We start from the raw sequence: 13192 nt of genomic DNA on the forward strand, positions 1-13192 counted from the left end.
TTTTTTTCCGTCGCAGGAAGGGGGAAGAAATGCGGCTCACGCTTTGTCTTTGTCTGCGTGAGCCGTGAAAGTATGTGCGGTTTCGGCCGTGTGACGGTTACGGTTGTTTCGGCTCTTGGGCGGGGGAGGATTCCAGCCGGAATGGGTACGCCGGGTCGCCGCGCAGGTAGCTGGTTACCGTATTGTAGGCCATGTTGAGACCGGCTTCGTTGAACCGGTTGATGACGGCGAGATTGATTTCGGTCCGCCACTTTTCTTCCGTTTCGTAGGTGGTGGTCTTCAGCCACATGATGACCTTGAGGTTGAGCGCGGAGCTGCCGAGCGTTTCAAAGAAGACACGCGGCTGCCGGGACTGCGGATCCTTGCCGTGAAAATCGTCTACGATTTCATGGAGAATTTTCATCGCCTTTTCTATGTCGCCGCCCGGTGTTTCGTAGACCAGGCCGATGGTGAAGGCAAAGCGGATGACCCCGTGATTGCTGATGTTTTCAATGTCACATTCGGCGATTCTGCTGTTCGGAATGGTGTAGACGCTCTCGTCCGCCGTGAGAATCCGGGTGCTCCGCATCCCCACTGCCTTGACCAGCCCGTCGACGCCGTTGACCTGGATGCGGTCGCCGCACCGGAAAGGTCGATCCAGGATGATGACCAGAGTCCCGAAAAAATTCGCCAGCGTTTCACGCGAGGCAAATGCTATCGCCAGGCCGACGACTCCGGCGCCTGCCAGCAGAGTCGTGATATTCAGATTGAAAATGCTCTGCCCGATAAAGAGAATGGAGACGATAATCAGAGTGATTTTCAAGACCTTGCGGGTGATTTCCACCATCAGCTGATCCAGGTTGTTGTCGGCGCTGGCGGCGTATTGCGACATGCGCATGCTCAAGACGGAAATGAGACGCATCCCCGCCCATGTGATGATGAGGGTTACCAGCGTGAAAAAGAGCCGTGCATCAAATTTGTAGAGCCGCGGCAGCGTCTGCAGAACCGGCAGCATCAGAAGAAACAGCGCAATCACAACCCCCAGCAGCAACAGCGGCAGCGAGAGCGCCCAGATGAGCTGCCAGCGCAGGGAGTTCTGCTTGACCGCACGCTGTGCACGGATGATCTTCTGCATGCCGATGCCCAGGCCGATGCCGATGCCGATGGTCAGAACGGCTCCGGTCAGCAGGACGAACAGGGCGTGACGCTCCCGATGAAACCAGTCGAGTGCCGCATCCACCTTCTGGCCGAGCGTCTGAGCCAGCTCCTCCTCGGAAACCAGCGGAATGGTCTCTTCCCCGGAGAGAATCCGGTCGATCTCGCTCTCGTCTTCCCGGGAGTCCCGGGTTTCTTGTGACTCTTTTTCCGGGGTTTTCCGGACCTCTTCGCTCTTTTCCGTCTCCTCCGGGAGGGACAGAGTACTCTCCGGAGCGGCGGAACAAAGTCCGGCCAGGATCAGCAGCAGTACTGGTATCAGAATTTTTCGCATGGGCACCATCTCCTTCCTCTCTCCCCCGCCGGGGTGTGTAAAATAATGTACTCCGGGAAATGAAAATATCCACTTGAAAGCTGCTTTTTTTGTGATATGGTATCCGAAACCATCATCAGGAGGAGGGTTGTCGTCATGTTGAAAGTTTATGCCTGGAAGGTCTGTCCCCATTGCCACCGCACCATCGAATGGCTCAATGCGCATGGAATTCCCTTCGAATACCTCGAAATCGAGGAGCAGCCGCCGGAGGTCGTCCAGAAGGTCGTCGAGGTCAACGGCGGTGATGACTGGGTGGTTCCGACGCTGGAGTACAATGGCAAATGGCGTCCCGGCAAGGTGTTCAACGCCGCTGAGCTCGAGGCGGACCTCCGGGCATGGGGCATCATCCCGGCAAAATGACCGAGGGAAAATCGCGCGACGGGGGGAGGGGTGGAACTCCGGAAATGGCTGAGAAACGGGAGAATCCATGAATCTGTCGGAGTTGATGCGGTTCTGCGAACGGAAATCCGGCGCGGTGATCTGTCTGGAAGCGTTGCATTGCGCCTTCGTCCGGAACTCTCCGCTTCAACTCGCTCCGGATCAGTTTCTTCATCACGGAGCGTTCTGCCGCTACCACAAGAGCCACCAGGGGTTGCAGGAGTGCGCCCGCAACAAGAGCCGAAGCATTGAAATCGCAAGACGCGGCCGGCGGTTTTCCGGGTGTTGCCCCTGTGGCATCTGGGATCTCGCTCTGCCGGTGATCTGGAGCGGCGATCTCGTTTGTGTTCTCTATCTGGGGGGCTTCGCCGGATGCGCGAGACCGGAGCTTTATGACCGGGGATTTCCCCGCCATTTGGTGACGGAAGCGAAGAAAAAAGAGCTGATTCAACTGGGGAATTTCATCGTTCAGTTCATTCAACTGGAGCTGGAACGCAACCGGGACTCCTGGCCGGTGCGCGGGGATGATGCTTCATACCTTCTTCTGGCAAAACATTTTATCGAGCAGAACTACTATCTGCCGATCAGCCTTGCCGATTTCGCGGAACAGTTGAAGATGAACCCGAACTACCTGGGGGGAATTCTGAAGCGGGCCGGTGGAAAGAGCTTCCGGCAGCTGCTCAATGAACGTCGGATTCATGAAGCAAAACTGCGGATTCAACTCCACACCCGGGAATCGATTCAGAGCATCGCTTCCGGCAGCGGGTTTCCCGACAGCAACTACTTCTGCACGGTTTTCAAGCAGTTGACCGGATGCGCACCGACCGTGTATCGGAAACGGTTTGCCGCGGCGGATGCGCCGGAACAGCGGTGATTTCTCCGGAGTTCCGGCGAGGCGCCGCGCAAAACCGGCTCAGGGAATGTCCGGGAACATCGCCTCGAAATCCGGTTTGTCCGAGCGGAACGGCAGAGCCGGGTAGCCCTCCTTGTTGCAGAGATTCACCCGGCAGTAGCCGGTGAACGCGTAGCGGACCCGTTGCGGTTCCGGCACCAGCGGGGTGCTCAATACCACCGTATCGCCGTCGATCTCCGCCTTTGCCGGATAGAGGTCTCCGGTGCGGTTTCCCAGCACGAACCCGGTCGGCGCTTTGCCGTCCGAAGTGGTCAGCCCGGAACCGGTGTTATGAAAGAGAATGCGGAACCGTGGCCCCTCTTTGCGGATGCCGGCGAAAACCGGTCCGTCGGCAACCTGTTCTTTGCCGTAGACCATCTGTTCCGCTTTCTTCGCGAGCCGCATCCCCACCGTCTGCTTGTCGCGGGGATGGATGTCGGAGTGATCGCCGCGGTCGAACGCCGAGATCATGCCGACGTTCCGGCGCACCCGCGGCATTTCCGCCTGGATTTCGCGGGTGAGGCCATAGGCGGAAAACTCCGGGAAGGGCAGGTTGTCGAACATGGCGTCCTGCAGCCGGGTTTCCGGATTGTGCGAGTGATATGCGGCAAGCTGCACCAGCAGGAACGGCATTTCCGGGTCCTTCCAGTGTTCCCGCAGATCGTCGATCAGCATCTTGTGAAGCGGGTAGTAGGTGAATTCGCCGTTGTTGCTGCACCCCTGGTACCAGATGGTGCCGCGGATCGTGTAGCGGAACCACGGGTAAAGCATGCCGTTGAACAGCGTGGAGGGGTAGTTCGGCCCGTCGGGCGTGCGCCCGCTCCCCGGAGTCGGCACGTTCGGCCGCAGCGGAAATCCCGCCGGAACCGTGAAGATGGTGGTCCAGCAACTGACGGGCTGAAACTCGAGAGAATCCGTTTCGTCGCTGATTTTCCAGTTGCTCAAGTTGGCGGAACCGGTGCTGTAGTGGTTGTCCACCTCAATGACAACACAGTTGCGGCCGGGGCGGAGCAGCCGGGCTGGGACACGATACCGGCGGGAGACATTCCAGTACGCCGGATGCTCCAATCCGGTCGAGCCGATGAGTTCGCTGTTCAGGAAGGTGCGGTCCGTATCGTTGAAGACACCGGTTTCCAGGGTGACATCCTGCCCGGCGAAGGATTCCGGAAGGTCGAATTCCGCCCGCACCAGATAGCGGCCGGGGCAGGGCAGGCTGAGGGACGGCGCCGTGATTTTCTGCCAGTTGGAAACATCCGCATCCAGCTGGAACAGTGCGGAATCCGCTCTGCCGAGAGCGTCAAAGTTATCGAGCCACTCGAACAGCGACTGGAATTCGCCGGAGTTGCGCAGTTCGCGCCACATCGCGTCGACGCTGCTCTGCTCAACGAAGGGCTCCCAACTCTTCTCCTGAAATTTCCGCTGCGAGATCCACGCCTCGATGATGGTGCCCCCCCAGGCGGTGGCAACAAGACCGATCGGAACGTCGAGATCCTCTTCCAGCGTGCGCCCGAAAAAGTAGCCGCAGGCGGAGAACTGCGCGACGGTTTCGGCGTTGCAGGGCTGCCAGCCGGTGCCGTTTTCCTCCGGCAGCGGCCCGTCCGGCGCGATGCGGCGGGTCAGCATGGAGTTGTAGAACCGAATCCGGGGATGGTCGGCCTTCTTGAGCTCCTCTCTGGCGTTGAGCGTCTGCCAGAAGGGATTTTCGGAGTAGACCGGCATCTCCATATTGGATTGCCCGGTGCACATCCACACCTCTCCGATCAGAATATCGTCAAAGAGGATTGGTTGCACCCCGGGGGCGCCGCTCAGCGTGAGGGTGTAAGGACCGCCGGCCCGCATTGCCGGAAATTCCGCGGTCCATTCCCCGTCGGCTCCGGCGGAAACGCGGCGTTCCTCACCGGCGAATGCGAGCGTCACCGATTTCCCCGGCGTTGCTTTGCCGGAAAACCGGATCGGCTGCTCCCGCTGGAGGACCATGTGAGAGGAGAAAACGCGATGAAAAGAGAACGTTTCAGCGAATTCCATAATTCTCGTTCCTCAGTGAATTTTCGTTCAGCGCATGAATTTCTCGAATACCTCCGCTTCCTCCGGCACGAGCAGGGTTCCGTCGCGATGGAATACATCGTGGAAGGCAATGCTCAGATCGGCGGTTTCCATCATTCCCTGCCAGGGGAAGACGGTCTGAGTTTTCCCGGAGACGAGCCCCCAGTTGATGGCGCCGACATGGTTCTCTTTGAGCAGCGGCAGGCAGTCGCGGAAGGTGCTTCCAGCGTGGCGTGCCATATATTCCGAGCAGAGCATCGGGCGCCCATCCGCGATAAGGCGGATGAAGTTGATACGTTCCAGCAGCTCTCCGGGCCGGTTGTAGGCGTGGAAGGTGACGACGTCGGAGTGCTTGAACATGAAGCGGTTCAGTTCATCGAACGCCTTCCCGAAGCACCAGGGCGCCGCGGTGAACGGCTGATCCGGGTTGACCTCTTCCGCCCAGCGGAAGACGTCGCGCAGCAGCGGCAGGGAGGCGGATTCCCGCATGCCGGTGGCGGTGATGTGGTCGCCGGCGCTTCCGTTGCCCGGTTCATTGTAGAGATCCCAGAGGGCGATTCGCGGATCGTGGGCGAAATGGGTGAGGACCCCCTTGACATAGCGTTCCAGACGGGGGCGCTGCGACAGATCGTCCGCCGCGCGGTTGCCGGGGGACTGAACCCAGCCGGAGTTGTGCGTGTTCGGAACCGGTTCCGGCTGTTTGCCGAGCTGAAATTCGGATTTCCAGCAGTCGTCGAAGAAGACGAACATCGTTTTGATCTTCCAGCTGTCGGCGATTTCGAGGTAGGTTTCCATGCGTTTCAGAAAGCCGGCGGAATCCTGTTCCCAGAGAAGATCGTGCAGATAGACCCGCATGATGTTCATGCCGATGCCGGCGGCGTAACCGAGCTCCCGGCGGATCGTCTCCGGATCGAAGGTTTCCGCCTGCCACATTTCCAGCTGATTGATTGCGGTGGAGGGGGTGAAATTTGCGCCCCGGTACCAGGTGTTGTCCCAGATGAATTTTCTCATATCGTCCTCATTGGTTTTCATAATGCGGTTTCCGGCCCGTGTCCGGAAACAGTATAAGATAGATTGTCGAGGTGACAATTTCCACTGGATCGGCGGGGCAGGGGAGAAGTTTTCCCGATTTTTCCAGAAAACAACGTATCTGGGGAGTCCTTGCACCCGTTGAACATGTTTTTTTACTTTTTTTTCCTGTTGCTCTTGACATTGACCTCTTTTTTGGGTATAATATAATTGCTTAATCGATACAGCAACCGAACAATGAGGACCGATATGCCGCCGACACTGAAAGATATCGCCAGCCGGGCAAACGTTTCTCCGGCCCTGGTATCGATGTATTTGAACAAGAATCCGAAATCCCGCATGTCGGCGGAGACACGTCAGCGGATCGATGCGGCCATCCGGGAGATGAACTACCATCCTTCGGCGCTGGCGCGCAGTCTCCGCAGCGGCAAATCGATGATCATCGGATATGCCACCGGAAACATTGTCGGGACCTTTTCCAGTTTCCGGACGCAAATGCTGCTTCAGGAGGCATACCGGTTCGGATATCAGCTGCTGATTTCCCTGGTGCCGTTTTACGATTATGCGCAGGAGCAGAAAATACTCAACAGTCTGCTGGACAGTCAGCCGGCAGGCATTCTCTACAATCTGGATTTGAGACCGGACGAGGAAACCGCCAGACGCCTGAAAGGGTATCCTATCCTGCAGATGTCGGGGGACAATCCGGCCTACAACAACTTCGACTTTGAACGACAGGCCGCCTTCGAGCAGGCGATCGAGCTTTTCTGTCGGGAGGGGAGACGCAAACTTGCCGTGACAGTCGTGGCAAACTATGGCGACTGGGGCCGCTGCATAACTCGGACATGCAGGGAACATGATCTGGAAATTGTTTATATTCCGGGTAATGTGGCAGACAATCCGAAAAATCTTTTGGAAATGCTCTCCGCTTCCGGAGCGGACTCTCTTCTCTCCTACTCAAGCACCATTGTTGCGAAGATGCTGCATTTCTGCGAACAACATGAAATTGTCACGCTACCTGCCTGCATCTACTGTTACACGCTTCCCACCGACTACATTGCCCACCCGAGCATTCGCGGCGTCATTGTCAATCCATTCCGGGAATCGATTTCGGAATGCATGAAGCGGATGATTGAAATGATCGACAACCCGGCGGGGCCGGCGGAACACCGCAGTCTTCCTGCAAAATTTATGAATGTGACCGACTTGGCGCAATTTTACAACACACAACTGGAGGACCCCTACTATGAACCCATTCTCGTTGCTCACTGAACGGCAGGAAACGACTCGGCGTCCGAAGAACACGGATGGAACTGATAGATTCACCCTTATAGAACTTTTAATTGTAATAGCGATCATCGCCATCCTTGCCGCGATGCTTCTGCCGGCATTGAATCAGGCGCGGGAGCGCGGAAAGTGCGTCTCCTGTTCCAGCAGACTCAAATCCCTCGGGCAGGTGGTTGCCATGTATGTAGCGGACAGTCAGGATTTTCTGCCGGCATGCAGCCCGACGGACACCAATACCTGGGTCCATCAACTCAAACGTCACAACAAGTCGTTGACCAACAAGCTGTTTCTCTGCCCGGCGAATGATACGTTGCGTTTTTCCTGGATTTCTGATCCAAATAATTTCTGGAATACGTCTGTTAATCCGCAACAAACAGAGTATGGCTTCAATCTGGGAATTGTAGACCCCTACAGTCCCTCGAAATATGGGAAAATAACTCGAATAAAAAATCCATCGACAAAGGTATTTTTAATGGATTCTGTGACCAACGGTTCTCTTACCAATCCCGGTAATGTCAACGGGAAATGGCGTATCGCGCCGACAAATTACATCGGCAACTGGCAGAATGATGCCGGCTGGGGACGCCCCGCCGTGCGTCATGCCAAGACGGTAAATGTTCTTTATGCGGATTACCATGTGGAAGGTGCAAAAGTGCCGAATACGGTGGTCGCATTCAATGTTGCACCATTTCGCTGGCTCGGCGAAAATTCCAAGTGTCAGATGTATGGGCTGAAATGACGGAGGGCATTCTCATGAAGAGTTTACGGTTGATTTCTTTTCTATTACTCTGCTTTGCTTTTTGCGGCAGGGCCGAAGAGTCTATCGCGGATTATCTTGCAGATCCGGGATTTGAAAAGGCGCATGCCGCCAATGCCCAGATCAATGCGAAAGGCACAAAGGAACTGAACGGCTGGAGTGCGTTCCCTGCCGGCGGGAATCCCTGGACCTCGATCAGTTATGTGGATCGTGGCGGAAAAACTCTCGCCGAGCGGAAACCGGCTCTCGAACCCGCCGAAGGAAAGAGTTATCTTCGCATGTTCACCTTTAAATCGTGCAGCTGGCTCACGCTCAAGTCGCCGGAATTCCCGGTCAAGAGGGGGGAAATTTACAGCGTGACGTTTCAGGTTTCCGCCGATTCCGCCACGCCGATGGCAAAGATGCGGCTCTTTCTGGAACAGGGCGGCAAAATTCATGCAATGCAGGAATACGATCTCATCACGCTCGAAGACGGCTGGAATACGATCGTCTACCGCATGAAATATGACGGGCCGGATGGTCGTGCCCGGTTCGTCGTCAACTGCCTGCGCGAAAAGAATGCGACCGGCGGCTCGTTGAATCTCGACGATTTCCGCCGTGTCACGCCGGAAGATGTCGAATATGCCATGGAACCAATGAAACCAAAAAGAAAGTAATTTTCATCATGCGTTTTCGCTTTTTTGCCATTCCTGCTGTCATTTCCCTCATCGTTCCTCTCTGGGCGAATCGGCCGGAAACCGGCGGATTTCGTCCGCAACTGCCGCTGGAGGAGTCGGATTATCCGGTCCGTCTCGTTCCGCTCCGGCAGGGGGAGGCACGCTCTTTCCGCCTCGGCGCTCCAGCCGGGCGTTATCACTTGATGGTGAAGGTGAAAAGTTCGGACCGTTCCGGCAACGAAGGTGATTCGATGTTCGGCGGCTACACCTACTGGATGCCGCGAATCGCCTACCGTTTCCTGCTTGACGGCAAACCGCTCCGGCCGGAAATCAGCGCCCGGATGGTCCGTGCGATCGGCCGCGACAAGGAGGAGAACGGCATCTACACCGGCTGGCTCTACTTCCCGGAGAGCGTGCAGGTGACGCCGGATTCCGTTCTCTCGGTGGAATGCGCGAAACCGGACGGCTTCATCACGCAAATCGCTCTGCTCAATGAACCGCAGTGGCGGGCGGAAAAACTGCGCATGTCAAACCTCTTCGGCACAGCACCCGGTAAGGGATTCGGCAACGCCTGGGTTGCTGCCGTCGAACGGCCGAAACGGTTCTACCCGGTCGATTCTCTTCGCTATTTTCTGCGCGGTCTGGAACGTCTCTCCCAATATCGCGAATTCGGACTTGACTTTGCCGGATTTCAGCGGGATGGAAAAGCGCTGGCGGATCGGGTTGCCGCCTTTGTCCGGCAGAAACGGGTGACACTCCCCAAGGTGGTTGCGACGGGCGACAAACTTGCCGGAGAATGGGAGAACTTCCGGAGCCGCCTTTTCGCCGCTTTGACGGAAACCCTTGTCCCGGCTGCGGTTCAGAACTGCACTGCGGCTGACAAGCTGACTGCGGCGGCCAATCCGAACTGTCATGCGGGGCGCGAAGCGCGGTTCTACGCCGACGTCGCCCGGCGCTACTTCCGCGCGGTACAGGAGGCCTTGAACGACAAGCCGGAGGGCGAAATTCAGGATTTCGCCCCGCTCACCCGCATTATCACCAATATGGATAACGGGATGCGCTATCTCGCGAAAGCACGTGAATTCGCCGCGAAACCGCAGCGCACCGTGGAATTCCCCGCGTTTTTCGTCGAACGCGATTCCGCCTTGCCCGCCGCCGAACCGAATGGCGTCCAGCCGCTGCTGCTCAACGGCGTCTGGCAGTTCTCCCCCGGAAAAGCGGATGTGCTGCCGACACGGTGGATGCCCGTGCCGATTCCGAATGATTCCCCTTTCGTATTCTACAATATGGGCAATGTCTCGGATGAGGTGTTCGGCAAGCAGGCGGGCGCCTACTGGCGCGCCGCGTCGATTCAGAATGCCTGGTTCAGAACCTCGTTCAAGATCCCGGCGAAGTGGAACGGAGCAAAGCTGACTTTGCAGTTTGATGAAGTCATGATGTACGCTGAAGTTTTCGTCAACGGCCGGTATGCCGGGAGTCACTATGGCGGGTTTATTCCGTTTGAAATCGATGTGACAAAACTGGCGGTGCCGGGAAAGTTGAACCATCTGCTGGTCTTCGTCTCCTCCGCCAAAAAGGTTTCGATGGGAACAGAAAGCAGTATACCCCGTTACCACAAACTCCGGGCGCACTATCTCTACCCGGTGCCGGAGATGCACGTCTATGCCCTGCGCATTTCCGGCGACGTGAATCTGCTGGCGAAGCCGTTGCTGCGCGGCGAAGAGCACTATGTGCAGACCTCGTTGAAACAGAAGAAGATCATCGTCCGGACCACCGTCGTTAACGACACCGCCGAAGAGGTGGAAGCCCGACTCTCCGCCGAGGTGCTCGACGGGGCCACTTCCGTTGCCGTCCTGCCGGAACAGATCGTCACCCTCGCTCCCGGCGAGCGCAAACTCGTCGAGACGGAAGTCGCCTTCCCGAATCCGAAACTCTGGGGCATCGGCGGCGCCTACGGAGAGCCTCACAACCGTTACCTGTTGAAGAGCACCGTTGCCGCGGCAGGAAGAAGCAGCACGGAATTCACGCCGTTCGCTTTCCGCGAAATGACGATCGAAGGGCGCAAGATGTTTCTGAACGGGAAAGAGTTCCGCCTGCAGGGCAGTTCCCCCAGCCTCATCGAACGGGTGACGATTCGCAACAACCGCCATGCGGAGCTCTTTTTGAACCGCGCCCGGCGGGAGGGACACATCAACTTCCTGCGCTATCACCGTTTCAATTTGCAGAACTGGCCGGTCACCGCCTGTGACGATGCGGGAATCGTGAGTGAAGGCGAAGGCCCCTGGTGGGCGCTCTTCGCACCGACCGACATCAACGGCGAAAGCAATTACGACGACCCGGTCTGGCTCGAAAACAGCCTCGAGTACTACACAAAGATCATGCGGAAATTCCGCAACGCCCCTTCGATGCTCTTCTTCTCGCTTGAAAATGAGACGATGAATGCTGCGAATTACCGGACCGTGAAGAAGTTCCGCGAACGGGCGCAGGCCGAGGCCCCCCACATGATTCTGATGAACCACTCGCACAGCTCCGCGCTGGCTCCGGAGGCTCCGGTCGCGGTTCTGCACGATTACGATCTCGGCGTGAACCGCATTCGCGAATACTGCTCTCTGGCGGAAAAACCGGTGGTGATCGGCGAGTTCTGGAACCCGGAGGTCTCGAACGCGCTCTACAACCCGCAGCAGGCCCGCGGCGCGGAACGGCTGATGAAACTCTGGCTCGAACGGCTGGTGAAGAGTTACTATAAGGCGGGCGTCGACGGCGTCATGCCCTACACCTTCACCGGTCTCGGCGCCATCGCCTCGAAACGGGATTCCCGCGCCTGCGGACCGTGGAGCGAATATTACACCGCGGCGCCGCAGAAGGTGTTCAGCCGCCCCGTGGTCTGGCCGTCGATGTCCGGCTCGGGGGGAATCCGGGCGGAAAAGCTCTATCTTGACAACATGACATTGCGCCGCGGACCAGTCAACTTCTTCGACCCGGAACGCCCCGCCTACACCCCGACCGCGGTGATGGAGGCGTATCGCAACATCTTTCAGCCGCTGCCGGAACTGGCAATCCGGCGGAGTCCGGAGCTGCTTGTCGAGGTGGTCCGCAACGGAAAGCCGGTTCCGCATGAAAACGTCTTTTCGACAAGTGAATCCGGCGGCCCGCAGGGCGTTCAGGCCGATGCGCAGGGGAGGGCATGGTTCTATTACGATCTCCCCGGCAGACAGACCATCTCCGTCACGGCGGAGGGCAAAACGCTGACTCATGAGGTGGAGCTTGTCTGCATTCCGCTCGGCAAACCGGGCTGGGAGTACCTGCCGAAACTGCGGTTCGACCTCGGAACCGGTTCGGCGGAATTCACCCCGGGCAACGTCGATCTTGGCGATACAGCGGCAGATGCGACCTCCCGCAAAGAGACTCCCGCTTCCCTGCGTCGGCCGAAATCGGCCTTCGCCAAACTTGCGCCGATCGGCCCCACCGGATTCATCCGGCGCTGGCTGGTGCTCGGCCCGTTCCCCAACTACGGCAGCCGGGAAAAACGGTCCGCGCAGTGGATGAACACCGACTTTCTCGGCGGAGAGACAACAATTCATCCCTCCCTTGCCTTGCCGCCGCAACAGGTGGAATTCAAGCGCAATCCGGAGGCGTACTGGGAGCCCGGGCGGTTCACCATCCGCTGGGACTGGCTCACATCCGACAAAGATGTGGTCGATCTTTCCGGAGCGTTTCTGATCGACCACCCCGGGCTGGATGGAATCATCCAATACATTTTCGGGTATGCCGCCTGCTATGTGAAAAGTGATTCCGACCGGGATGCCGTGCTGACGATCGGCAGCGATGACGGTTACAAGATCTTTCTCAACGGCGAAATGGTCGGCGCTTTGCAGGCCTACCGCGGCTGTAAACCGGATGAAAACCGCCATTCCGTCCGTCTGAAAAAAGGGTGGAACCGCCTGCTGGTGAAGATCGAACAGGAGACCGGCGGCTACGCGTTCGCCCTCCGTTTCCTCGATTCCGGCGGCAAACCGCTTCTTCTGGAAAACAGCTTGACACCGCCGGCCACGGGAACCGCTCTGCAGCGCGGAAAATTCCTGCGTGACTGGATGGTGATCGGCCCGTTCCCGAACGTGGGAGAACGGCCGAAATGTTCCGGATTCCGGCAGGATTTTCTCGGGGGAGAGGCGGCTACCGTCCCGGAAAACCAGGAGATCCGAACCGAATTCCCCGCCTATGAAAAGGCCTATTACGAGGCGGGAACATTGGTCAATCGCTGGAAGCCCTGCCGTTCCTCCGGAGATCGGGTCGATCTCGGCAATGCGTTGCTGCGAAGCGATGTCCCGGGGCTGGATGTTTCGCCGTTGCAGTATGTTGCCGGATACGCGGCCACGACGGTCGATGTGCCGGCGGCGGGGGAGTACACGCTGGAACTCTCCACTTTCAACGGCGTTCGCGTCTGGCTGAACGGAACGTTGCTCATCGACGATCACAATCACACCTTCAACCGGGATCCGAATTCGCCGGTTCTGCCGCCGTCGTTTCGAAAAACATTGAAACGGCGGGTCTCTCTGCGGCCGGGCGAAAACCGTCTGCTGGTGAAACTTGACGTTGATTACGGGCCGCTCGACTTTTCATTGAAATTCGATTGAGCCGCCGGGCAG

The 13192-nt window shown here is 57.8% G+C and carries 9 protein-coding genes; 6 read left to right on the forward strand and 3 right to left on the reverse strand.

From position 1 onward, the window contains the following. Positions 1-97: 97 nt before the first annotated feature. Positions 98-1468 (reverse strand): mechanosensitive ion channel family protein, encoded by a 1371-nt coding sequence (locus tag ACMLHG_RS03740; RefSeq protein ID WP_417169602.1) that lies wholly within the window; start codon positions 1466-1468, stop codon positions 98-100. Positions 1469-1603: 135 nt separating this feature from the next. On the opposite strand from ACMLHG_RS03740, the gene ACMLHG_RS03745 reads away from it, so the two are divergent. Both ACMLHG_RS03745 and ACMLHG_RS03750 read left to right on the forward strand, forming a co-directional pair. After that, the gene (locus tag ACMLHG_RS03745) at positions 1604-1867 is read left to right on the forward strand and encodes a glutaredoxin family protein (RefSeq protein ID WP_294434316.1); all 264 of its coding nucleotides are present in this window, start codon (positions 1604-1606) and stop codon (positions 1865-1867) included. 67 nt (positions 1868-1934) lie between these two features. Then, complete coding sequence (locus tag ACMLHG_RS03750; RefSeq protein ID WP_294434314.1) at positions 1935-2759, forward strand: helix-turn-helix transcriptional regulator; 825 nt, start codon at positions 1935-1937, stop codon at positions 2757-2759. A gap of 39 nt (positions 2760-2798) precedes the next feature. On the opposite strand, the gene ACMLHG_RS03755 is transcribed toward ACMLHG_RS03750, so the two are convergent. Then, positions 2799-4802, reverse strand: coding sequence for a sialate O-acetylesterase (locus ACMLHG_RS03755; RefSeq protein WP_417169603.1), 2004 nt, complete (start codon positions 4800-4802; stop codon positions 2799-2801). 27 nt (positions 4803-4829) lie between these two features. Next, on the reverse strand, positions 4830-5831 hold the full coding sequence (locus tag ACMLHG_RS03760) for a hypothetical protein (protein WP_295807372.1): 1002 nt from the start codon (positions 5829-5831) through the stop codon (positions 4830-4832). Between the two features lie 267 nt (positions 5832-6098). Here ACMLHG_RS03760 and ACMLHG_RS03765 point away from each other — a divergent pair, with 267 nt between their 5' ends. From ACMLHG_RS03765 to ACMLHG_RS03780, 4 genes are read left to right on the forward strand one after another with little or no spacing between them, the layout of a single operon-like run. Beyond that, positions 6099-7118, forward strand: a complete 1020-nt coding sequence (locus ACMLHG_RS03765; protein WP_417169604.1) for a LacI family DNA-binding transcriptional regulator — start codon at positions 6099-6101, stop codon at positions 7116-7118. Then, positions 7093-7872 (forward strand): prepilin-type N-terminal cleavage/methylation domain-containing protein, encoded by a 780-nt coding sequence (locus ACMLHG_RS03770; protein WP_417169605.1) that lies wholly within the window; start codon positions 7093-7095, stop codon positions 7870-7872. The genes ACMLHG_RS03765 and ACMLHG_RS03770 overlap by 26 nt, the downstream gene beginning before the upstream one ends. 14 nt (positions 7873-7886) lie before the next feature. Continuing rightward, positions 7887-8546 carry a hypothetical protein gene (locus ACMLHG_RS03775; RefSeq protein ID WP_417169606.1) on the forward strand — a complete coding sequence of 220 codons (660 nt, stop codon included), beginning with the start codon at positions 7887-7889 and terminating at the stop codon, positions 8544-8546. 8 nt (positions 8547-8554) lie between these two features. Beyond that, positions 8555-13180 carry a sugar-binding domain-containing protein gene (locus ACMLHG_RS03780; protein WP_417169607.1) on the forward strand — a complete coding sequence of 1542 codons (4626 nt, stop codon included), beginning with the start codon at positions 8555-8557 and terminating at the stop codon, positions 13178-13180. The last annotated feature ends 12 nt before the right edge of the window (positions 13181-13192 follow it).

Source organism: Victivallis sp., assembly GCF_048170485.1.
GTDB lineage: Bacteria > Verrucomicrobiota > Lentisphaeria > Victivallales > Victivallaceae > Victivallis.

Bases quoted from the DNA above. Each gene is read 5' to 3' on its own strand.
- ACMLHG_RS03740 (WP_417169602.1), bottom strand. From the start codon at position 1,468: ATGCGAAAAATTCTGATACCAGTACTGCTGCTGATCCTGGCCGGACTT.
- ACMLHG_RS03745 (WP_294434316.1), top strand. From the start codon at position 1,604: ATGTTGAAAGTTTATGCCTGGAAGGTCTGTCCCCATTGCCACCGCACC.
- ACMLHG_RS03750 (WP_294434314.1), top strand. From the start codon at position 1,935: ATGAATCTGTCGGAGTTGATGCGGTTCTGCGAACGGAAATCCGGCGCG.
- ACMLHG_RS03755 (WP_417169603.1), bottom strand. From the start codon at position 4,802: ATGGAATTCGCTGAAACGTTCTCTTTTCATCGCGTTTTCTCCTCTCAC.
- ACMLHG_RS03760 (WP_295807372.1), bottom strand. From the start codon at position 5,831: ATGAGAAAATTCATCTGGGACAACACCTGGTACCGGGGCGCAAATTTC.
- ACMLHG_RS03765 (WP_417169604.1), top strand. From the start codon at position 6,099: ATGCCGCCGACACTGAAAGATATCGCCAGCCGGGCAAACGTTTCTCCG.
- ACMLHG_RS03770 (WP_417169605.1), top strand. From the start codon at position 7,093: ATGAACCCATTCTCGTTGCTCACTGAACGGCAGGAAACGACTCGGCGT.
- ACMLHG_RS03775 (WP_417169606.1), top strand. From the start codon at position 7,887: ATGAAGAGTTTACGGTTGATTTCTTTTCTATTACTCTGCTTTGCTTTT.
- ACMLHG_RS03780 (WP_417169607.1), top strand. From the start codon at position 8,555: ATGCGTTTTCGCTTTTTTGCCATTCCTGCTGTCATTTCCCTCATCGTT.